Origin of the sequence: Vibrio sp. Isolate34, assembly GCF_022397915.1 — a bacterium.
Lineage (GTDB): Bacteria > Pseudomonadota > Gammaproteobacteria > Enterobacterales > Vibrionaceae > Vibrio.
On record NZ_JAKEUO010000004.1, the window covers coordinates 244,348 to 266,558 of the forward strand.

The 22,211-nt window shown below is 45.1% G+C and carries 14 protein-coding genes, 5 tRNA genes and 2 pseudogenes; 6 read left to right on the forward strand and 15 right to left on the reverse strand.

What is annotated here, in order from left to right; genetic code table 11:
* Positions 1 to 36 precede the first annotated feature (36 nt).
* From L1D22_RS06985 to L1D22_RS07035, 11 genes are all read right to left on the reverse strand, one after another.
* Positions 37 to 1,278 (reverse strand): NADH:ubiquinone reductase (Na(+)-transporting) subunit B, encoded by a 1,242-nt coding sequence (locus L1D22_RS06985; protein WP_239829183.1) that lies wholly within the window; start codon positions 1,276 to 1,278, stop codon positions 37 to 39.
* A gap of 200 nt (positions 1,279 to 1,478) precedes the next feature.
* Positions 1,479 to 2,456, reverse strand: a complete 978-nt coding sequence (locus tag L1D22_RS06990) for an SPOR domain-containing protein (RefSeq protein WP_239829184.1) — start codon at positions 2,454 to 2,456, stop codon at positions 1,479 to 1,481.
* 187 nt (positions 2,457 to 2,643) lie between these two features.
* Positions 2,644 to 3,582 (reverse strand): ABC transporter permease, encoded by a 939-nt coding sequence (locus tag L1D22_RS06995; protein ID WP_017060135.1) that lies wholly within the window; start codon positions 3,580 to 3,582, stop codon positions 2,644 to 2,646.
* Positions 3,583 to 3,584: 2 nt separating this feature from the next.
* On the reverse strand, positions 3,585 to 4,562 hold the full coding sequence (locus L1D22_RS07000; RefSeq protein ID WP_239829185.1) for an ABC transporter permease: 978 nt from the start codon (positions 4,560 to 4,562) through the stop codon (positions 3,585 to 3,587).
* A 178-nt stretch (positions 4,563 to 4,740) separates the two neighbouring features.
* Positions 4,741 to 6,294 carry an ABC transporter substrate-binding protein gene (locus L1D22_RS07005; RefSeq protein ID WP_239829186.1) on the reverse strand — a complete coding sequence of 518 codons (1,554 nt, stop codon included), beginning with the start codon at positions 6,292 to 6,294 and terminating at the stop codon, positions 4,741 to 4,743.
* 94 nt (positions 6,295 to 6,388) lie between these two features.
* Positions 6,389 to 8,116, reverse strand: a complete 1,728-nt coding sequence (locus L1D22_RS07010) for an ABC transporter ATP-binding protein (RefSeq protein WP_239829187.1) — start codon at positions 8,114 to 8,116, stop codon at positions 6,389 to 6,391.
* 972 nt (positions 8,117 to 9,088) lie between these two features.
* Positions 9,089 to 9,165: transfer RNA gene (locus tag L1D22_RS07015), tRNA-Pro, on the reverse strand.
* Between the two features lie 55 nt (positions 9,166 to 9,220).
* Positions 9,221 to 9,296, reverse strand: a tRNA-His gene (locus L1D22_RS07020).
* 45 nt (positions 9,297 to 9,341) lie between these two features.
* A tRNA-Pro gene (locus L1D22_RS07025) sits at positions 9,342 to 9,418 on the reverse strand.
* Positions 9,419 to 9,494: 76 nt separating this feature from the next.
* Positions 9,495 to 9,570, reverse strand: a tRNA-His gene (locus L1D22_RS07030).
* Positions 9,571 to 9,619: 49 nt separating this feature from the next.
* A tRNA-Arg gene (locus L1D22_RS07035) sits at positions 9,620 to 9,696 on the reverse strand.
* Between the two features lie 298 nt (positions 9,697 to 9,994).
* Between L1D22_RS07035 and L1D22_RS07040 the strand changes: the two genes are divergently transcribed.
* Positions 9,995 to 10,408, forward strand: a complete 414-nt coding sequence (locus tag L1D22_RS07040; RefSeq protein WP_009848079.1) for a cytochrome c5 family protein — start codon at positions 9,995 to 9,997, stop codon at positions 10,406 to 10,408.
* 96 nt (positions 10,409 to 10,504) lie between these two features.
* Here L1D22_RS07040 and rep read toward each other — a convergent pair whose 3' ends face one another.
* Positions 10,505 to 12,523, reverse strand: a complete 2,019-nt coding sequence (gene rep, locus L1D22_RS07045; RefSeq protein ID WP_239829188.1) for a DNA helicase Rep — start codon at positions 12,521 to 12,523, stop codon at positions 10,505 to 10,507.
* Positions 12,524 to 12,703: 180 nt separating this feature from the next.
* Between rep and L1D22_RS07050 the strand changes: the two genes are divergently transcribed.
* The 4 genes from L1D22_RS07050 (at position 12,704) to L1D22_RS07065 (ending at position 17,915) form a co-directional block, all read left to right on the forward strand.
* On the forward strand, positions 12,704 to 13,285 hold the full coding sequence (locus L1D22_RS07050) for a TetR/AcrR family transcriptional regulator (RefSeq protein ID WP_198596934.1): 582 nt from the start codon (positions 12,704 to 12,706) through the stop codon (positions 13,283 to 13,285).
* Positions 13,286 to 13,303: 18 nt separating this feature from the next.
* Positions 13,304 to 14,410, forward strand: coding sequence for an efflux RND transporter periplasmic adaptor subunit (locus L1D22_RS07055; protein WP_239829189.1), 1,107 nt, complete (start codon positions 13,304 to 13,306; stop codon positions 14,408 to 14,410).
* Positions 14,411 to 14,421: 11 nt separating this feature from the next.
* On the forward strand, positions 14,422 to 17,544 hold the full coding sequence (locus L1D22_RS07060) for a multidrug efflux RND transporter permease subunit (protein WP_239829190.1): 3,123 nt from the start codon (positions 14,422 to 14,424) through the stop codon (positions 17,542 to 17,544).
* Between the two features lie 119 nt (positions 17,545 to 17,663).
* Entirely contained in the window at positions 17,664 to 17,915 is a 252-nt protein-coding gene (locus L1D22_RS07065; protein WP_032551009.1) for an accessory factor UbiK family protein, read from the forward strand.
* Positions 17,916 to 18,222: 307 nt separating this feature from the next.
* On the opposite strand, the gene ilvC is transcribed toward L1D22_RS07065, so the two are convergent.
* Complete coding sequence (gene ilvC, locus L1D22_RS07070; RefSeq protein ID WP_239829191.1) at positions 18,223 to 19,707, reverse strand: ketol-acid reductoisomerase; 1,485 nt, start codon at positions 19,705 to 19,707, stop codon at positions 18,223 to 18,225.
* 146 nt (positions 19,708 to 19,853) lie between these two features.
* On the opposite strand from ilvC, the gene ilvY reads away from it, so the two are divergent.
* A complete protein-coding gene (gene ilvY / locus L1D22_RS07075) occupies positions 19,854 to 20,747 on the forward strand; it encodes an HTH-type transcriptional activator IlvY (protein ID WP_239829192.1) in 894 nt (297 codons plus the stop codon).
* A 90-nt stretch (positions 20,748 to 20,837) separates the two neighbouring features.
* Here ilvY and L1D22_RS07080 read toward each other — a convergent pair.
* Both L1D22_RS07080 and L1D22_RS07085 read right to left on the reverse strand, forming a co-directional pair.
* Positions 20,838 to 21,227, reverse strand: a pseudogene (locus L1D22_RS07080) (transposase); the annotation flags it as partial.
* Positions 21,228 to 21,251: 24 nt separating this feature from the next.
* Positions 21,252 to 22,158: pseudogene (locus tag L1D22_RS07085) on the reverse strand (IS630 family transposase); the annotation flags it as partial.
* Positions 22,159 to 22,211: the final 53 nt, after the last annotated feature.

The following is a 22,211-nucleotide window of genomic DNA, read 5'->3' on the forward strand; positions in this document are numbered from 1 at the left end:
CACTAACGCAAGCCTTTTTCTTTGGGGTCGTATTTCTTATCGTGCTGCGCGTTTTTGCCTGCGCTTGATGTTTTGCTCTTTTACAACAAAGTCGAACAATGGTGCGAACAAGTTAGCAAACAAGATAGCGAGCATGATGCCCTCTGGGTAAGCAGGGTTGAGCACTCGAATACCGACCGTCATTACACCAATCAAGATCCCGTAAGCCCACTTGCTCTGATTAGTGAACGCCGCGGAAACCGGGTCCGTTGCCATAAAGAAAGTACCAAAGGCCACACCACCCAACACAAAGTGCCAGTAGAACGGCATCGAGAACATCGAGTTAGTCTCTGAGCCAATCCAGTTCATCAAGCTCGACGTCGCCACAAGGCCGACAATTACACCCGCGACAATGCGCCAAGACGCTATTTTCATCACAATCAGAATTACACCGGTCAACATAATCAGCAGTGAAGACACTTCGCCCATTGAGCCCGGAATATTACCAATGAAGGCATCCATCCAAGTGATCGCCTCACCTGTCATGTTATTGATCAGCGATGAGCCACCGCCCTCGTACCACTGGCTTAGAGGCGTCGCTCCTGAGTAGCCGTCAGCGGCAACCCATACCAAGCCACCGGACATGTTGGCGGGATAGGCAAAGTAAAGAAACGCTCGACCCGCTAATGCAGGGTTGAGGAAGTTTCGCCCTGTACCACCGAACAACTCCTTGGCAACGACAATACCAAAGGTGATACCCAAAGCGGCTTGCCATAGCGGAATCGTTGGTGGAAGAATTAAAGCAAAGAGAACCGAGCTAACAAAGAATCCTTCGTTGACCTCATGTTTTCGTACAACTGCAAATAAGACTTCCCAGAAGCCACCAACCACAAACACTGTGGCATAAACAGGAACAAAGTAGAGAGCACCGAGAAACATCTGGCTTCCCCATCCACTGGAGACTATAGCGTCAGCACTACCAAACGCCCACGATAAGCGCCAACTGCTGTCGATGATGGAGGCTAGCTCGGCGCCAGAATAGGTAGCCGTTAACCCCATCACGGATTGGTGACCTACGTTGTACATACCCCAGAACATTGCGGGGAAAGTGGCTAGCCACACCAGAATCATGATGCGTTTGAGGTCTATGCTGTCTCGAACATGGGTTATGCCGCGGTTTACATTGCCGGGCGTGTAAAAGATGGTCGCAAAAGCCTCATACACAGGGTAGAGCTTTTCGTACTTACCACCCGCTTCGAAGCGTGGAGCCACGTCTTCTAATCGTTTTTTCAAACTCATAATCTCAACCACCTTATTGCTTGAGTTATGGTTTTCTACGCATCAACGGCTCTATTTGAACAATTTCTGACGATATTTAATCAAATTCGTTTTGAAGAAGTGAACATCAACAACTTAGACCAAGATTGAAAAAGAAAGATCTAAAAACAACAAAGCCCCAGCGATGGCTGAGGCTTGTTTGGTATAACTACAGGTCGGAGTTACTTCACACACATCACGTTAAGCAGTGAAGACCCTTTCAATTGGTTTACGTTACCGTTGGTAAACAGACCTTTCTTATCTGCGCCCCAATAAGGTAGGTGCATTGGCCAATTCTGTTTCTCCATCACCTTCGAACCTAAAATGCTCTGCCATTGTTTTTCAGTCATCAGCTTCATGTTGACCTGCTTACACACTAACTCAGCACTGGCGTAATCTAGACGACTCCAAGGCTTGCCCTGTTCCATGTAAAACTGTTGTTGGTGATCAAGGAGGTAAGGTATCGCATATTGAGAGCCCGCAACATTGGCCGTCACACGAATTTCGATATCAAGGTCGTTATTTGAGCTTGTACCACTACTTGGGAAAGCTTGAATTGCAGCGGCGCTGGTTGCTGCTTGAGCTTCAACCACAGGTTTCGCTGCTGACTTAGCGACTGGTTTTGGCCTTGCCGGGGCTTTAGGCTTAACCGCTTTGGATTCGACGGCTTTAGGTGCTGCTGCTTTTGCAACGATAGGTTGTGATGAAGTTTTCGACTTATCCACCATACGAATAAAGGCTTCACCATAGCCCGGAACCTTACGTACTTGAACTAGGTCTTTTCTCGCATCAGAGAAGGTAGAGTAAGGGCCAATTAAGCAACGGTAGTCACCACCTTCAGGCTTCATCCAAACATTAGTCGAGATCTTTTCATATAGAGGTTTTGCACGGTTCAGCGACAAAGGCTTGTTCAGAAGGCCGCATTGAACCCAAAACAGTTCGTTATCTGAATGACGTTTAGGCGCCTTGCTACCCCAAACTCCTTTACCAATCGGACATGACTGCTCTAGCTGTGGTAATTGATTGGTGCTTGCCTGAGTAGCATCACATAGAACCGATTCTGCACTAACTTGGCTCGATACCAAAAGGGATGCAGCGATAAGCCCCATACGATAATTTCTCATCACAGCACGACATACAGCATTCATTGTCAATTTCATAACCACCACTTAAACCCTTACGGGCTAATTGTTACCGAATCAATATCGATAAAACATGAATTCCATTTTAAGTATTATTGACAGTATCAATGATACTAAGTTCCAGATCCATTAAGCAAAAAAAGAGCCGTAATTGCTTACGGCTCTTAGTTTAGTGACTTTTTTTTCTAAAAATCAAACCGCTCTATCACCCTTTATAAATTTTAGGGTTAAACACGTCACGTAACCAGTCGCCTAATAGGTTAATAACTAGAACTAATGTTACCAAAAGCACACCTGGGAATGCTGTGATCCACCATGCTCCAGAGAAAATGTAGTTAAAACCAGTGCTGATCAGAGCACCCAGTGACGGTTGGTCCACCGGAAGACCTAAGCCTAGGAAAGAAAGTGCCGCTTCTGACATGATGGCATTTGCCACCTGTACCGTTGAGATAACCAAAATTGGCGATAAACAGTTAGGCAGAATATGACGGAACATGATGCGAGGTGCTCTGAAGCCCATCACACGAGCCGCTTCTACGTACTCTTTCTTCTTCTCTGCCAATACCGATGCACGAATTGTACGAGCATACTGAGGCCATTCGGCAATACCGATGATCACCACCAGCATAACAACGGCATATTGCGCGTAGAAGTCACTACCGAAACTTGCCTTAAAGATAGCTGAAACAATGATCGCAACCATCATGGTTGAGAACGAAAGCTGAACATCGGCAAAACGCATCAAGAAGCTATCGATACGACCACCGAAGTAACCCGCAGACAGACCAATGATGATACCTAGAGTCAACTGAAGGCCAACCGCTAAGAAACCAATCGTCAATGAAAGACGAGAGCCGTAAAGCATGGTCGATAAGATGTCACGACCTTGCTCATCAGTACCCAGTAAGAAACGCTCTTCGCCGTCTTCCATCCAAGATGGTGGCAACTCTGAATCCATGATGTCGATAGACGTCACGTCATACGGGTCTGTTGGCGCTAAAATCGGTGCCGCTAGTGCCATCACCAGGAAGGCTGCAAAGATGGCAAAGCTGACCATTGCCACTTTGTCACGTAAGAAGTAGTACAGAATGTCTGACTGCTTGAATCGCTCCCAACGAGATGGAGCTGTTGTTGTTTGTTCCATGATTATGCTCCTTTCCCTGTGATGTTCACTGTTGGGTTAATGATGCCGTATAGCAAGTCAACAATGGTGTTCGTTACTACGAAGATTAAGCCAACGAAGATAACGTATGCGGTAATCAGTGGTGTATCCACTCGGTTAATCGCTTCAAGGAATAGGAAGCCGGTGCCCGGCCACTGGAATACGGTTTCAGTAAGAATGGTGTAAGCCACCATAGTACCAATCTGAACACCACCTACCGTTAGTACGGGTAGCATTGTGTTTTTCAGAGCGTGTTGGTAGTAAATCTTGTTCAGGGCTAAGCCTTTCGCTTTACCAAACTTGATGTACTCAGAGCTAAGAACTTCGAGCATTTCAGAGCGTACTAGACGAATGAACAGAGGCAGCATGATAGATGCTAGAGCAATACTCGGCAGCACTAAGTGCGCAAGGCCATCTATCGTTAAGAAGCCAGACTCCCAACCAAACCAGTTTGCGGTTTCACCACGGCCAAACGACGGCAGCCAACCTAATTCAATTGAGAATACATACATCAACATGATTGCGGTTAAGAAAACAGGAACAGAAATGCCGACACTACTGCCCGCCATCACCAGTTTAGTGAAGAAGCTTTTTGGGTGTATTGCAGAATAAACGCCAAGTGGAATCGACAGACAAACGATGATCAGAGAAGCGCCGAACACAAGCTCAAGCGTTGCGACTAGTTTATCTAAGATTACGTCCACAGCTGGGCGTTTAAAGAAATATGAAGTACCAAGATCACCTTGTAGAGCTGCGCCCACAAAGCGAGTGTATTTTGTAATGAAGGGATCATTTAAGCCGAGTTCATCACGTAGCGCTTGGCGCTCCGATTCTGAAACAGATTGACCGACTAACTCACGCAACGGGTCGCCCAGGTTATCCTGAATGGCAAACGCCACCAAACTGATCACAAACATCACTATCAGTGCCTGAAACAGGCGCTTGACCAGAAACGTAACCATTCCTTGCCCCTTATCTATCCATGACTATCTAGTCGAAATCCGCGACTAGATAACAAAATTCAGTCTTAAAAAAGGTATTTAGCCAGACTGAAGGAAGACCAAATACCGAAACTTAAATCTATTTCTTAATAATTTGAGAGCCTGAAAAGCTTCAGGCTCTCGATTCTAGCAAGCTAGATTATTTTACAACTAGGTCGCCGAAGTAAGGCATAACCATTGGGTTTACTACGTCTGCTGCACCTACGTTAGACTTCGCGCCCCACGCTTCACTTTGCCAGTGTAGCGGTACGAATGCTGCGTCGTTGTATAGAGTTGCTTCAACGCCTTTCAGCATTTTAGAACGCTTAACTGGGTCAGTTTCAGTGTTAGAAGCTTCTACAATCGCATCCATCTCTGGGTTTGAGTAACCAGAACAGTTGTATTGACCACGGCCTGTCTCTTCGTTACGAGTCATCGTTAGGAACTCGTTGAAGTTAGCTGAATCTTCAGTATCTGAGTGCCAGCCGATCATCATCATATCTGCTGAACATAGGTCAAACTCAGGCCAGTACTGTGCTTTAGGCATAGTCTTAAGATCAACTTTAATACCAATCTTAGACAGCATTGCCGCTGACGCTTGCGCTACTTTCGCATCGTTCACGTAACGGTTGTTTGGAGCCATCATAGTTAGCGTAAAGCCATCTTCGTAGCCCGCTTCTTTCATCAGCTCTTTCGCTTTTTTCAGATCGTAGCGAGGAACTAGGTCTTCGTTGTGACCCGCGTAGCCTGTTGGGCTTTGCTGACCAGCAGCTGTTGCGAAGCCTTTCATGATCTTCTTAACGATACCTTCGTTGTTGATTGCGTGAACAATCGCCTGACGAACGCGAACATCTTTAAGAGCTTCGTTGCTGTTTTGGTTCATTTGGAACGTGATGATACGAGTACCAGGTAGCGTTACTAGATCGATGTTCTTAGCGTTTTTAACACGCTTGTGATCGTTTGGTGCTACTGGGTGAATCATATCAACGTCGCCAGAAAGAAGTGCTGCAACACGTGTCGCGTCTTCTTTGATTGGCACAAGTGTTAGCTTGTCTACGTTGCCTTCAGTTTCTGTATCCCAGTAATCGTTGAAGCGTTCGAACGTTACTTTAACGCCTTGCTCACGCTGCGTTACGATGAAAGGACCAGTACCTGAAACGTTAGTCGAAGCAAACGAGTTACCGTGCTTAACTAGCTCAGACTTGTCTTTACCTTCCGCTGTTTGGCCAGAGTAGAACTTGCTGTCCATTGGGAAGATGTAAGTTGCTGTTTGTAGTACTAGTGGGTAAGCCGCTTTTGATACTAGCTCAACTGTGTAGTCATCCACTTTTACCATTTTTTCGTATGGCGTGAAGATAGACTTAAAGTCTGGAGAAGCTTGTAGACGTTCAAAAGTCCACACAACATCATCAGCAGTCAGTTCGTTACCAGAGTGGAATTTCACACCTTTGCGTAGGTTGAAGCGGAAAGTCGTTTCATCAACACGCTCCCAGCTAGATGCTAGGCGGCCTTCAAAATCCATCTCTTGAGTGAAACGTACTAGAGGGTCAAACACCATGTGAGACATTTGCAGTGTGCCACCAGACAGCTGCTCGTGCGGGTCAAGTGATACTGGGTCAGCTGCGTAGCCAACGGTAATATCTGCTGCTGCTGCACTAAAGCTTAGGCCAGCTGCCATTAAAGCTACTGCTAATTTGCTTTTCATGGTTTTCATTGCATAACTCCTTCATGCGGGAATCCAGATCCCTAGTTGTTGTATTTGCGTCTGTTTATTGTTGTTAGCAAGCTAAACTCCAGCCTGCTGATTTTTATACCGCGGCTTGTGCCACTGCTTTTTCTTCTCTTAAACCTGTAAATTCAGGCATTAAAGAAATCAGATGTTTGCTGTATTCATGCTGAGGCGATTGGAACAGCTGCTCTGTTGGCGCTACTTCCAATAATGTCCCCATCTGCATCACACCAACACGGTCACACATTTGGCGAATAACCGGTAGATCGTGACTGATGAACAGCATGGTTAGGTTTAGCTCGTCTTGTAAGTCTTTTAGTAAGTTAAGGATCTGAGCCTGCACCGACACATCCAGTGCCGATGTTGGTTCATCACAAATCAAAAGACGCGGACGAGTTGCCAAAGCGCGAGCGATAGAAATACGCTGACGTTGACCACCTGAGAATTCGTGCGGGTACTTCACCCCTGCCATCTTGCCTAAACCAACGTGCTCTAGCAGATCGTTCACGATCTGACGAGTTTCGTTCTCATTGCGAGTAAGCTTATGAAATCGGATAGGTTCAGCAATGATGTCGAATATCTTCATTCGAGGGTTCATTGACGTGTAAGGGTTTTGGAAAACCATCTGCATTTGACGACGCATAGGGCGACGTTCTTTTTCAGATTTCAGACCAGTAAGGTCAACGCCTTCAAACGTTACCTTGCCTGAGTTCGGTGCGTACAAGCCAGCAATCACACGTGCGATCGTTGATTTACCTGAACCTGATTCACCTACTAGACCAAACGTTTCGCCTTCATGTACTTCAAAGCTCACGTTGTTTGACGCCTGAACGTACTCACGACGACTTTCAAAGAAAGAATCTTTGGTGGTAAAGCGCAAGTTTACGTTCTCAACGTTCAACAGTGGACCTGTGTAATCACGGTGATCTTGGCTTTGACCTAACCAGTGGTTTTTCACATCCAGTGGTTCCATCTCTTGTGCTTCTTCGATGTAGCTAACAAGAGGGAAACGATCGAGTTTGCGGTCTGAACGAGGAACCGCAGAGATAAGGCTGTGTGTGTATGGGTGTTCAGGATTGCCCAGCACTTTCGCTGTTGGGCCAAACTCAACTAAGTCACCACGATACATAACGGCTACGCGATCAGTAACGTTAGATACCACGCCCATGTCGTGCGTTACCAACATGCAACCTACGTTCTTCTTAATACATAGTTCGCGAATCAAACCTAAGATTTGGTCTTGAATAGACACATCCAGTGCCGTTGTCGGTTCATCTGCGATAATAAGGTCAGGTTCACCTGCCAATGCGATCGCGATAACTACACGCTGACGCATACCGCCAGAGAATTGGTGTGGGTACTGCTTTAAACGGTTTTCCGGTTGTGGGATACCCACTTGGTTCATCAAGTCTAATGAACGCTGGTAGGCTTCTTGATCCGAAACCTTCATGTTGGCATGAATCGTCTCTTTTAACTGCTGTTCTACTGTGAATAGAGGGTTAAGAGACGTCATTGGATCTTGGAAGATAAAACCAATCTTTGAGCCGCGAACAGAACGCATCTGTTCAGGAGATAAGCCAGAGACTTTTTCGCCATCCAGAAATACCTCGCCGCTAGCAATGCGGCCGGGAGGGCTCAGCAAATCGATCACAGCATTACCTACTGTTGATTTACCTGCACCAGACTCGCCTACAACACCAACGATCTCACCACGTTCAATGTTGAACGAAAGCGATTTAACTGCGGCGTGAACTCCATGACGAGATGGGTATTCGATACGAAGATTTTTTACTTCTAAAAGTGACATTACCAGACCTCTACTGCTTTGGCAGCTTTCTGCCCTGTCTGCAAAATTGAATCCATTCTTACCAGAATATTGTTCTGATATTTTATACGGTTGACAATTTGGCAAATAATTCACAGAAAAGCAACAAAAATAGGATAAAAAGTCGACATTAAACGCTTAGCAAGCAAAAGTGACACATAACTATTCACTCAAAGAGCATATAGTAAGAAAAATCAACATTGTATTAGCGGTAATAAATGCTCACAAACCCCTTACCACTACTTACTTGTAGACCTAAACCCGTGGTTAAAAGCAGATATCACTACCATTCAATAAAAACAAATAATTATTCCAAAAAACAATTAACACTATAGAAACAAACGCTAACTTTGTTAATTTAAACAAACAAAACAACTAGATAGGATTATATTGACCACATATTTAACCATTTTCATTACTTATCGAAATACAAGACAAGCAACCCAAAGGCTTAGTAAATTAGATTATCTTTTGAAGTGCTTGATAGGAAGAAAGCTGTCAAATACGTGCCTTAGTGAACAGATTAAGAACCAAATTCAACTTTTCACAAAAATCTCTAGACCAGACCTATTAACTTGTCGAATTATTGAACGGTTATTTTATATAAAATTAGATATAGATCTTTTCATTTGATAAATAGAGCACCTCTATAAAGACGTAATAATCGAGGAGATCGAAGGTGGGATTCTTACTTCTAAAAGAATTTACTAAAGAGGAGCGAATCGAACAGAACTGGCGATCCAGTCCGCAGCTCTCTTGGTACCAAATTATCTAAATTCCAGACGCTAAAAAGCCCTATAATTCCTGACGCGGACGGCTAGTTGAGGCTTCTTAAGGTGGTCGGTGAAGAGGGATTCGATCGGACTGGCGATCCAGCCCACGACCCTCTGGTCTCAAATTATCTAAATTCCAAGCGTAAAAAAGCCCCGTCATTTCTGACGAGGCTTCTTAAAGTGGTCGGTGAAGAGGGATTCGAACCCCCGACCCTCTGGTCCCAAACCAGATGCGCTACCAAGCTGCGCTATTCACCGACTAGTTTTGTTTGATTTCTCAAACTGGGAACTTCAAAGAAGCTACCAAAATTAATGGGGTGGCTAACGAGATTCGAACTCGCGACCACCGGAATCACAATCCAGGGCTCTACCAACTGAGCTATAGCCACCACTAATTTTTTATATAACCGCTTAACAAGCGATTATTGAAATAGTGGTCGGTGAAGAGGGATTCGAACCCCCGACCCTCTGGTCCCAAACCAGATGCGCTACCAAGCTGCGCTATTCACCGACTAGTTTTGTATCGATTCTTGGGATAGTGAATCAACACTGGAAGCCGAAGCTACCGATATTTTGTAAAGAAAGAATGGGGTGGCTAACGAGATTCGAACTCGCGACCACCGGAATCACAATCCAGGGCTCTACCAACTGAGCTATAGCCACCATTATTTCTTTTCTGCCAATTTTTCACTTACCGAAGTAAGAGACCGGATGGCGCGCCTGAAAGGATTCGAACCTTCGGCCTTTGGCTCCGGAGGCCAACGCTCTATCCAGCTGAGCTACAGGCGCATGCCCTGTCGGCGGAGTGGAATAATACGTATATCACCCAATGCCGTCTAGTACTTTTTTAACTTTTTTTTCTGTTTGGTCTCTTTTTCGACAGTTAATATGTGATAAACCCCTTATTTGAGTACTACAACCCGCCACAGCTTATAAGTTGTTGTTTATTGCAACAACTTATCGGGATATAATCACCCATTATTTACATTGGTTTAACAGTTGCTCTTTACTGCTTAAAGCCAAAACACCCCTCCAACACTATAAATTGGTAAGCATGTACTTACCTTGGGAATGTAAAGTGAGTTTAATGGATATGTCTCGTCGAATTTTAAGCGTTGTCATCGCAGTTTTAACCTTTTCAACTGGTGCAATGGCTTCAGGCCTAAGCGAAGCAGAGCAAGATGCAATTGCTGAGCGCATCAAACCAGTTGGCCAAGTATACCTAGTCGGCAGCGAGCCAGTAGCCGCAGAACCAACAGGCCCTCGTGATGGCGCAGCAGTTTACGGTACCTTTTGTATCGCTTGTCACGCATCTGGCGTAAGTGGCGCACCTAAAACAGGTGATGCTGGTGATTGGGGTCCTCGTATTGCTCAAGGTCGCGATATCCTAGCAGACCACGCAATCAACGGCTTCAACGCAATGCCAGCGAAAGGTTCATGTATGGACTGTTCAGACGACGAAATCAAAGATGCTATCGAGCACATGATTGCTGGTCTGTAATTTACCGATCTGTAATTAAAAATGCCAAATTCAAAAAAGGTGACCATCAGGTCACCTTTTTTATTGTCTTCTATATAGTGTTAATCAAGCAGAACATTATTTCTTATTGAACATCGCACGAATGTTAGCAATGTGCGCCTGCCCTTTCTCCATTCGCTCTTCAGCGGACTGTGGCTTCTTCACGCTTTCCCATTCCACATCATCATGGGGTAACTCATCTAAGAAGCGGCTTTGTGTTGGCTTAATCAACTCACCATACTGGCGACGTTCACGACACTTAGTAAAGGTCAGCTCTTTCTGTGCTCGGGTAATCCCCACATACATAAGACGACGTTCTTCTTCTACGTTACCTTCATCAACACTGGTTTGGTGCGGCAAGATGCCCTCTTCAGTGCCCATCAAGAATACATAAGGGAACTCTAGCCCCTTCGATGCGTGCAGTGTCATTAGTTGAACTTGGTCTGCATCGTCATCATCTTCACCACGCTCCATCATGTCACGCAGCGTTAAGCGTTGAACAACCTCACGAAGTGTTTTCTCTTCTTTATCGTAGTTGTCACCCTCTAGATCAGCCACAATCCAGCTATACAGATCAGAGACGTTCTTCATTCGCATCTCTGCGGCTTTTGGACTTGCTGAGGTTTCGTATAACCAATCTTCGTAGTTTATGTCACGAACTAACGCACGAACCGCATCCACAGTGTTACCACGTTCAGCGTTATCTGAGATACGAACAATCCAATCAGTGAATCGACGCAGGTTTTCTAAGCCGCGGCCTGTCAGGGTTTGCTCTAAGCCTATCTCAAAGCTCGCCTCAAACAAGCTCTTCCCGCGCATGTTGGCATAGCTGCCTAATTTTTCGAGCGTAACCGGGCCAATCTCACGGCGCGGCGTGTTTACAATACGTAAGAAAGCGTTGTCATCATCTGGGTTCACCAACACACGCAGGTAAGCCATGATGTCTTTTATTTCTGCTCTAGCGAAGAAAGAAGTACCGCCAGAGATCTTGTAAGGCACACGGTTTTGCATCAGCGCTTTTTCGATCAGGCGCGATTGATGGTTACCGCGGTAAAGTACCGCATAATCTTTGTATTCAGTACGGTTCAAAAACTTATGCGCGATGATCTCACCAGTAATACGTTCGGCTTCGTGCTCTTCGTTTTTGGCATTCAAGACCTTAAGCTTTTCACCATCAGGGATCTCTGAGAATAGAGACTTCTCATAAACGTGCGGGTTATTGGCGATCAAGATGTTCGCGGCACGCAAGATTCGACTGGTCGAGCGATAGTTCTGCTCTAGTTTGATAAGGCGAAGGTTCGGGTAATCCTCACCCAGCAACACCAAGTTTTGCGGTTTTGCGCCACGCCATGAGTAAATAGATTGGTCATCGTCACCTACTACCGTCAAACGACCACGCTCTCCAACCAGTAGGCGAACCAATTCGTACTGGCTGGTGTTGGTATCTTGGTATTCGTCCACAAGTAGGTAGCGAATACGCGACTGCCAACGTTCGCGCACTTCTTGATTGGTTTTAAGCAATAGTACCGGCAATGCAATCAAATCATCAAAGTCGAGGGCGTTGTAGGCCTTCATCTGTTTTTGATACATCTCGAAACAGAACGCAAACAACTGCTCTTGCTCACCTTGAGCGCGCGCTTTCGCCTGGTCTGGCGTCAGCATGTCATTCTTCCAATTCGAAATCGCACTCATCAATGCACGTAATAAATCTTTATCGCCATCGATTTGTCTTTCAGTTAGCTCTTTTAGTAGGGCTAACTGGTCTTGGTCATCAAACAGAGAGAAGCCCGCTTTTAAGCCCAGCGCTTTGTACTCGCGACGAATAATGGTCAAGCCCATAGTGTGGAACGTCGAAACGATAAGTCCTTTCGCTTCTCCTTTACCTAAGGTTTGCCCTACACGTTCTTTCATCTCACGCGCTGCTTTATTGGTAAAGGTTACTGCCGCGATGTTACGCGCCTTGTAGCCACATTCCTGAACCAAATAAGCAATTTTATTGGTGATAACACGTGTTTTGCCTGATCCAGCGCCCGCTAATACTAAGCAGGGGCCTGAAACATACTTCACGGCTTCATCTTGTCTTGGGTTCAGTTTCATTTGATTCTCTATCTGTTCTTACAAGGTCGAATTGGTTGCGCGCCTATAATAATGCTGCAACATCACGAATGCTACGTTCTCTTCTACAAGAATTTTACGTCATTTATGAAAAACTTTGTTGCACATGTGTATGGTTCTTAGGCTATAATGAATGAACGTTCATTCATCGGTGATGTAAATATGACTACTCATGCACCTCAGGATAAACGCCAACAAATACTTTCTGCAGCAGAGAAGCTAATTGCGGAGGTCGGCTTTCAAGGCCTTTCAATGCAAAAACTAGCAAAAGAAGCGGGAGTGGCTGCAGGCACTATCTATCGCTACTTTGATGATAAGGATCACTTGATCGATGACGTTCGAGTGCTCGTAACACAACGCGTAGCAGATGCTGTACAGGACGGAGTTAATGATTCGGATCCAATAAAGCAACGCTACAGAACCATGTGGCTCAACATATGGAACTTAGCGGGAACGAACTTAGCTGCGATTAAAAATCGAGTTCAGTATGACTCTCTACCCATCACAAATAGCCTAAACTTCAGGGAACTTGAACGCAAAATGTTTGCCCAAGTTGAGCTGCTATTTAATGAGGGTAAAGAGCAAGGATTGTTTAAACCGCTTCATAATGAAGTATTAAGCGGCTTGAGCTTAGCGGCTAGTGTATCTCTAGCGCGAAAGCATTCTTTAGGATTTTACCAACTCGATGAGGCAGCACTAGAAGCTGCAATAGAAGCCAGTTGGGATGCAATAATTAAACACTAGATCGGAGTTTTGACCATAATGAAAAAGTGGACTTTCTTCATGTTACTCATCGCTGTATTACTTTTCGGCAGCGTTATTGGGTTCAACATGTTCAAACAACAAAAAATTGCTGAGTACATGGCAAACCGCCCTGAACCAGAGTTTCCAGTAACGGTTACTGAAGTTCAGCCGATCGATTGGGTTCCGGTGATTGAAGCTATCGGCTTCATTGAACCAAACCAAGGTGTCACGCTAGCAAACGAAACGAGCGGTGTAATCGACCAAATTTCTTTTGAGTCAGGTACTGAAGTTAAGAGCGATCAACTACTCGTTCGCCTTGATTCAGACGTAGAGAAAGCGAACCTTAAGAGTTCTGAAGCTCGCTTACCTGCAGCAAAAGCTAAGTACAAGCGTTACCAGGGTCTATTCAAGAAAGGCTCTATTTCTAAAGAAGCTTACGATGAAGCAGAAGCGAACTACTTCTCTCTTTCAGCTGATATTGAAAGTCTAAAAGCGTCTATCGATCGTCGCGAAATTCGCGCACCATTCGATGGTACCGTTGGTATCCGCAATGTTTACCTAGGCCAATACTTACAATCAGGTACTGATATTGTTCGTCTAGAAGACACCAGTGTTATGCGCCTACGCTTCACGGTTTCTCAAACTGACATCTCTCGCATCAGGGTGGGTCAAGCAGTTGATATCTTCGTTGACGCTTACCCTGAAATCCCATTTGAGGGCTCTATCAGCGCAATTGAACCTGCAGTAAGCGTGCAAAGTGGTCTTATTCAAGTTCAAGCAGACATTCCAAACAATGATGGCAAGCTTCGTAGCGGCATGTTCGCTCGCGCTAACATCATTCTGCCTAAATTAGAGAACCAAGTAACTCTGCCTCAAACAGCGATTACTTTCACTCTATACGGCGACAATGTTTACATCCTAACTGAAGAAGACGGCGTTCAACGCGTTACTCAACATGTTGTAAAAGTAGGTGAACGTACTGCTGATATCGCCCACATCCTTGAAGGTGTGAAAGCGGGCGATACCGTTGTGACTTCTGGCCAAGTACGTCTAAGTAACGGTGCCAAAGTTAAGGTTGTGGAAAGTGATGCAATCACACCACCATCTGAAACACCTATGCTGTAACCGGAGGCACAATGCGCTTTACTGATGTTTTTATTAAACGTCCAGTTCTAGCGGTATCCATCAGCTTTTTGATTGCGCTGCTTGGCTTACAAGCAATCTTCAAAATGCAGGTGCGTGAATACCCTGAAATGACGAATACCGTCGTAACCGTGACCACGAGTTACTACGGTGCAAGTGCCGATCTTATCCAAGGCTTTATCACCCAGCCCCTTGAACAGGCTGTGGCCCAAGCGGATAACATCGACTATATGACTTCTTCTTCTGTACTTGGTAGTTCTACGATTACCGTGAACATGAAGTTGAACACCGACCCGAATGCAGCGCTGTCTGACATACTGGCCAAGACAAACTCGGTTCGTTCTCAGCTTCCAAAAGAAGCGGAAGATCCAACCGTAACCATGTCGACCGGTTCAACAACGGCGGTACTCTACATTGGTTTCACTAGTGATGAGTTGGTGTCGAGCCAAATTACCGATTATCTAGAGCGTGTAATCAACCCGCAGCTATTTACGGTAAACGGTGTATCGAAAGTTGACCTATACGGTGGTATGAAATACGCACTGCGCGTATGGCTAGATCCATCAAAAATGGCGGCAGTAAACCTAACGGCAACTGACGTGATGGCGGTATTGGATGCGAACAACTACCAATCTGCGACAGGTCAAGCTACTGGTGAATTTGTTCTTTATAACGGCAGTGCTGATACGCAAGTATCAAACACAGAAGAGTTAGAAAACTTAGTCGTTAGAAGTGGTGAAGGTGAAATTATTCGCCTATCTGACATCGCTAAGGTTTCTCTAGAGAAGAGCCACGATGTTTACCGTGCAAGTGCCAATGGTCAGGAGGCGGTTGTTGCTGCGATTAACGCGGCACCAAGTGCGAACCCAATCAACATTGCAGCAGACGTACTTGAACTTCTTCCTCAATTAGAGAAGAACCTTCCAAGCAACATCTCAATGAACGTGATGTATGACTCGACCATTGCGATAAACGAATCGATTCAAGAGGTTATCAAGACCATCCTTGAGGCGGCATTAATCGTACTGATCGTTATTACCTTGTTCCTTGGTTCATTCCGTGCAGTTCTTATCCCAATCGTTACTATCCCGCTATCGCTAATTGGTGTAGCAATGGTAATGCAGGCGATGGGCTTCTCTTGGAACCTGATGACGCTACTGGCAATGGTACTCGCTATCGGTCTGGTGGTAGATGATGCGATCGTTGTACTCGAAAACGTCGATCGACATATCAAGCTCGGGGAATCCCCTTTCCGTGCTGCAATCATCGGTACGCGTGAAATCGCGGTACCAGTAATTGCAATGACGTTAACGCTAGGCGCAGTATACGCTCCTATCGCGATGATGGGTGGTATCACAGGCTCGCTATTTAAAGAGTTTGCGCTAACCCTAGCCGGTTCAGTATTTGTATCCGGTATCGTGGCATTAACGCTGTCGCCAATGATGTGTTCAAAAATGCTGAAAGCTCACGCAGAGCCAAGCAAGTTTGAACAAAAGGTACATAGCGTACTGGATGGTATGACTAACCGTTACGAGCGTATGCTTGGTGCGGTAATGAACCATCGCCCGGTATTCATTGGCTTTGCGGTTATCGTATTTGCCAGCTTGCCGATGCTGTTTAAGTTTATCCCAAGTGAGTTAGCACCTTCTGAAGATAAAGGTGTAATCATGCTGATGGGTACAGCACCATCAAATGCGAACTTAGACTTCATGCAAAATACCATGAACGACGTAAACGCGATTCTGTCTGATCAGCCAGAAGTAGCGTACGCACAGGTGTTTACCGGTGTGCCGAATGCAAACCAAGCGTTTGGTATCGCATCGATGGTTCCATGGAGTGAGCGTGAGGCGAGCCAATCAGACGTAGCAAACCGCGTTGGTGGTTTAGTTAAAGATGTTCCGGGAATGGCGGTAACTGCATTCCAAATGCCAGAACTACCAGGTGCAGGTTCAGGTCTTCCAATTCAGTTTGTTATTACAACACCAAACAGTTTTGAGAGCTTGTTCCAAATCACTACTGACATTTTAGCGGATGTAGCATCAAACCCGCTGTTCGTTTACTCAGATCTTGACCTGAACTACGACTCAGCAACGATGAAAGTGCACATCGATAAAGACAAAGCGGGCGCATACGGTGTGACCATGCAAGATATTGGTATCACACTTGGTACTATGATGTCTGATGGCTACGTAAACCGTATCGACTTAAACGGTCGTTCTTATGAGGTTATCCCTCAAGTAGAACGTAAGTTCCGTTTGAACCCTGAATCGATGAATAACTACTATGTACGTGCTGCGGATGGTAAAGCGGTGCCACTGGGCAGTTTAATTACGATTGATGTTGTGGCAGAGCCTCGCTCTCTTCCTCACTTCAACCAATTGAACTCAGCTACGATCGGTGCAGTACCGGCTCCAGGCGCGGCGATGGGTGATGCGATTGCATGGTTTGAAGATACGGCAACGAACAAGCTACCAAGTGGCTACAACCACGATTACATGGGTGAAGCACGTCAATACGTAACAGAAGGTAGCGCACTTTACGCAACCTTTGGTCTAGCACTGGCAATCATCTTCTTGGTACTGGCGATTCAATTTGAATCTCTGAAAGATCCATTGGTTATCATGGTATCTGTACCACTGGCGATCTGTGGTGCCCTAATCGCTCTGGCTTGGGGTGCGGCAACGATGAACATCTACTCGCAAGTAGGTTTGATCACGCTGGTCGGTCTGATTACCAAGCACGGTATCTTGATCTGTGAGGTAGCAAAAGAAGAACAGCTACATCATCACAAGACACGTATTGAAGCAGTAATGGAAGCTGCGAAGGTTCGTCTTCGTCCAATCCTAATGACAACTGCTGCGATGATTGCAGGTCTAATCCCGCTAATGTACGCAACGGGCGCGGGTGCTGCTCAACGTTTCAGTATCGGTATTGTTATCGTTGCTGGTCTGGCGATTGGTACTATCTTTACGCTGTTTGTACTACCTGTGATTTACAGCTACCTGGCTGAAAAACACAAACCTCTTCCTGTATTTGTTGAAGACAAAGACCTAGAAAAACTAGCTCGCGTCGATGAAGCAAAAGCAGCGCACAGAGAATTAGCAGACAACAAGTAATCGCTAAGTCGTAAAACATTCAAAAAGGCTACTTCGGTGGCCTTTTTTTATACGCGATAGGCGACATCTCAGGTGTGATTAAATAGAATAGTGATAAATAGTCAGGAGTTTTAATCGATATGTTTGATCCAAAAAAACTAGAGCAAATTGCTAAGCAGATCCACGACTCTATGCCTCAGCCAGTGAAAGAACTGGGTTCAGACGTAGACCAAAAGGTTCGCCAAGTTATCCAAGGCCAACTGAATAAGCTAGACGTTGTAAGCCGTGAAGAGTTTGATGTTCAGACTCAAGTACTATTGCGCACACGCCAGAAGCTAACTGAAATGGAACAGAAGCTAGCAGATCTAGAAGCTAAGCTTGCTGACAAGTAAGCTATCAGCGAAAACATAGAAGGGTTGACGTGAAAGCGTCAGCCCTTTTTTATTCGAGTCAGAATAATGAAGAGAGATTCCCGACCACGCTCCTTCGCTGTTTTCGGGAATGACTTAGCTTTAAAGCCATCATCCTCAGGAACGCGAAGTACTCTCAATTCCCACCTCTGAAAAACAAAAAAGGCTTGGTCAACGGCGACCAAGCCTTTTCATTAGATGTTGTGTTGCTCATTCATAACTCCAACCAGTAAGGAGTTATTGATACTGCTTTGCTTTTTCTACAAATTCGCAGTATCTAAGCGATGAATTAACCGCCTACAGCGATACGCTTCATGTCGCTCATGTAGCTACGTAGCTCTTCACCAATGTACTCTACAGGGTGGTTACGGATAGCTTCGTTAACTTCGATTAGTTTAGCGTTATCTACTTGGTTAGATGTTTCACCTAGACCACGACCGATTACGTCAGTAGCAACTGAAGGCATGAACTTCTCACGTAGTAGCGGTGTTGCTACGTTAGCGAATAGGTAGTTACCGTACTCAGCTGTATCAGAGATTACTACGTTCATTTCGTAAAGACGCTTACGAGCAACTGTGTTTGCAATTAGTGGAAGCTCATGTAGAGATTCGTAGTAAGCAGACTCATCGATGATACCTGATGCGGTCATTGCTTCGAATGCTAGCTCAACACCGGCACGAACCATAGCAACCATAAGAATGCCGTTATCGAAGTACTCTTGCTCTGAGATGTCTACGTCAGAAGCAGGGTAGTTTTCGAATGCCGTTTCGCCTGTCTCTTCACGCCAGCCTAGTAGGTTCACATCATCGTTCGCCCAGTCAGCCATCATAGTGCTAGAGAAATGACCAGAGATGATGTCATCCATGTGCTTGTTGTAAAGCGGACGCATTAGGTCTTTAAGCTCTTCAGAAAGCTCAAACGCTTTAACTTTAGCTGGGTTAGATAGACGGTCCATCATATGAGTTACGCCACCGAACTTAAGTGCTTCAGTGATTGTTTCCCAACCGTATTGTAGAAGCTTGCCTGCGTAACCTGGTTCAATGCCATCAGCAATCATCTTCTCGTAAGATACGATAGAACCAGCTTGTAGCATGCCACAAAGGATAGTTTGCTCACCCATAAGATCAGATTTAACTTCTGCTACGAAAGAAGACTCTAGGCAACCTGCGCGGTGACCACCAGTACCAGCAGCCCAAGCTTTAGCGATATCCCAACCTTCACCTTTAGGGTCATTTTCTGGGTGAACAGCGATCAGTGTTGGTACACCGAAGCCACGCTTGTACTCTTCGCGTACTTCAGAACCAGGGCACTTAGGAGCAACCATTACAACCGTTAGGTCAGAACGTAACTGCATGCCTTCTTCAACAACGTTAAAGCCGTGAGAATAACCAAGTGCAGCACCTTCTTTCATTAGAGGCATTACAGTTTCAACAACGTTTGTGTGTTGCTTGTCTGGAGTCAGGTTGATTACTAGGTCTGCTTGAGGGATTAGCGTTTCGTAGCTACCAACAACAAAGCCGTTTTGGTCAGCGTTCTTGAATGATTGACGCTTCTCATCAATGGCAGCTTGGCGTAGAGCGTAAGATACGTCTAGACCAGAATCACGCATGTTTAGACCTTGGTTTAGGCCTTGAGCACCACAACCAACAATTACGATTTTCTTACCTTCAAGATATTCAGCTTCTGTCGCAAATTCTTCACGATCCATAAAGCGGCAACGACCTAGTTGGTCTAGTTGTTCACGAAGGTTTAATGTATTGAAATAGTTAGCCATTCTAGGGCACTCCTTTAAAAATAAGTCCGTAAGGTCGATATCTCTCTATCGAATGACTTCATACTAAAACAGACACTCCGTTGCTGAAAGTGATATATTCACAATTAGTTATTGCAATAAATGCAACATGGAAACGATCGCAGAACATGAACATAAAATCTCTACAATTATTTATACATTTATGTGATAGCAAGAGTTTCAGCAAAACCGCTGCTGCTATGCACGTCAGCCCTTCAGCGTTAAGCCGTCAGGTACAGAAACTTGAAGAGGAAACAGGGCAAGAGCTGCTTATCAGGGACAACCGTAGTGTTGATCTCACACCAGCAGGGAAGCACCTATTGCCTGTGGCATTGAGCATTGTTGGGGAGTGGCAGCAATATAACCTTCATTTAAAAGGCGGAGAGCAGGAGTTGAAAGGTGAAATCCGTATATTTTGCTCCGTGACCGCTAGCTACAGCCACTTACCAGAACTGATTACTGAATTCAGGGCCATTCATCCTTACATCGAATTCAAACTATCTACGGGAGATCCGGCTCAATCTATCGACAAGATCTTAAATGATGAAGCGGATATTGCTATCTCAGCGAAGCCGGATATCCTGCCTTCACGATTAGAATTTGAAACGATTAGCGATATACCACTATCCGTCATCATCCCATCAGGTGTGAGTAGCTTTAGTCAGCAACTTCAGTCCGAGAAGCCAAACTGGAATGAAGTGCCCTTTATAATCCCTGAAGCGGGGACAGCGCGTGAACGTGCAAATGCATGGTTCAAAAAGATGAAGATAAAGCCCAACATATACGCCCAAGTTTCTGGCCATGAGGCGATAGTAAGTATGGTCGCACTAGGCTGTGGAGTGGGTATTGCGCCTGATGTGGTAATTAACAACAGCCCAGTAAGAGATAAGGTCGACCGTTTAAAGATAGAACCCATCAAACCCTTTGAATTGGGTGTTTGCTGCAAGCGAGCACAGTTAGATAACCCTCTAATTCGAGCGTTCTGGCAAGTTGCAGAAGGAAAGTATTTAAGGGACCAATAGTCGTTGGTTTCAATACAAAAAAGGGAAGAGCACGTCAGTGCTCTTCCCTTTTTCATTTATGTATATCGCAAATAATACCAATTCCGTTAATTAACTTATCAAGTTTAACCAATCTCTAAAGCAGAGCGAGATCACTCTGCTTTTATCTTCACAAAACCGATTCCACGCTCTACATAACGTCTCTACGATATCGTCATAGTTTTCKAAGCACCTGTTTGCTACTTCATTTTGACGGAGCCAACTCCATACCTGTTCTATAGGGTTTAGTTCGGGAGAATAAGGTGGGATATGAATTATCGTAAGGTTCTCAAATTCATCTGCAAGATAGCTTTGGTGCCAACTCGCTTGATCCATGATCACAACAGCATGCTTGCCAACTGGTGTAGCTTGAGAAATTAATCTGAGTTGCTCCTTCATTGCTTCCATATTGCTAAGGGGAACCACTATAGCTTCAGCTTCTCCTGTCGTGACACATACAGCTCCGAAAAGGTATGCATACTCTAAGCACCTGTTTGCTACTTCATTTTGACGGAGCCAACTCCATACCTGTTCTATAGGGTTTAGTTCGGGAGAATAAGGTGGGATATGAATTATCGTAAGGTTCTCAAATTCATCTGCAAGATAGCTTTGGTGCCAACTCGCTTGATCCATGATCACAACAGCATGCTTGCCAACTGGTGTAGCTTGAGAAATTAATCTGAGTTGCTCCTTCATTGCTTCCATATTGCTAAGGGGAACCACTATAGCTTCAGCTTCTCCTGTCGTGACACATACAGCTCCGAAAAGGTATGCATACTCAAATTGCTGTTGTTGTACTACTCTAGGGCGCGTACCTTTCTCTGCCCATATTCGCGTTGTTGTATTGCGTTGACCAAATCTAGCCTCGTCTTGAAACCATATTTGAACATCTTTTAAGGGGACGTGACCAGGGATCTTAAGGATCGTTTCGATTGGGAATTTTTTTAAAAGCTTCTTGAGCTTCAACTGACTGCTTAGGATGTTTGGAACGAGTAGTAATCCAACTCAAGCCTATGTCATGTAATAACTGATAGAGCGCTGACTTTTTATAGGATGTATTGAAGTTGCTTTCTATATAGAGCCCAATGTCTCTCGCTTGAAGACGACCGCCAGCCTCATTTACGGCATGTTCGATAACATATTCTTTGAGTTGTGACTTTTGTTCGTCTGTTAGGCGATGAGGTCTACCTGAATGTGGTTTCTCTTGAAGTCCTTCAAGACCATTGTCGAGATATGCTTTGACCCATTTATTGACGCTTACTCTGCTAACTTTAAGGTACTTAGCTATTTGAGTGCGACTTTTACCGTCAACAAAATGAGAAACGGATAAATAACGCATTCTAAGCCGAGCATTGGATGTGGAATTAATCAGACTCGGAAAATCATGCTTCATAAGGACTCCTTTTAAGAGTCCATATTAGATCACAAAATTAACGGAATTGGTAT

Coding starts and splice junctions, on each gene's coding strand:
- L1D22_RS07065 (WP_032551009.1), top strand. CDS start 17,664: ATGTTTGATCCAAAAAAACTAGAGCAAATTGCTAAGCAGATCCACGAC.
- ilvC (WP_239829191.1), bottom strand. CDS start 19,707: ATGGCTAACTATTTCAATACATTAAACCTTCGTGAACAACTAGACCAA.
- L1D22_RS06985 (WP_239829183.1), bottom strand. CDS start 1,278: ATGAGTTTGAAAAAACGATTAGAAGACGTGGCTCCACGCTTCGAAGCG.
- L1D22_RS07060 (WP_239829190.1), top strand. CDS start 14,422: ATGCGCTTTACTGATGTTTTTATTAAACGTCCAGTTCTAGCGGTATCC.
- rep (WP_239829188.1), bottom strand. CDS start 12,523: ATGAAACTGAACCCAAGACAAGATGAAGCCGTGAAGTATGTTTCAGGC.
- L1D22_RS07050 (WP_198596934.1), top strand. CDS start 12,704: ATGACTACTCATGCACCTCAGGATAAACGCCAACAAATACTTTCTGCA.
- L1D22_RS06990 (WP_239829184.1), bottom strand. CDS start 2,456: ATGAAATTGACAATGAATGCTGTATGTCGTGCTGTGATGAGAAATTAT.
- L1D22_RS06995 (WP_017060135.1), bottom strand. CDS start 3,582: ATGGAACAAACAACAACAGCTCCATCTCGTTGGGAGCGATTCAAGCAG.
- L1D22_RS07010 (WP_239829187.1), bottom strand. CDS start 8,116: ATGTCACTTTTAGAAGTAAAAAATCTTCGTATCGAATACCCATCTCGT.
- L1D22_RS07000 (WP_239829185.1), bottom strand. CDS start 4,562: ATGGTTACGTTTCTGGTCAAGCGCCTGTTTCAGGCACTGATAGTGATG.
- L1D22_RS07040 (WP_009848079.1), top strand. CDS start 9,995: ATGGATATGTCTCGTCGAATTTTAAGCGTTGTCATCGCAGTTTTAACC.
- L1D22_RS07005 (WP_239829186.1), bottom strand. CDS start 6,294: ATGAAAACCATGAAAAGCAAATTAGCAGTAGCTTTAATGGCAGCTGGC.
- ilvY (WP_239829192.1), top strand. CDS start 19,854: ATGAACATAAAATCTCTACAATTATTTATACATTTATGTGATAGCAAG.
- L1D22_RS07055 (WP_239829189.1), top strand. CDS start 13,304: ATGAAAAAGTGGACTTTCTTCATGTTACTCATCGCTGTATTACTTTTC.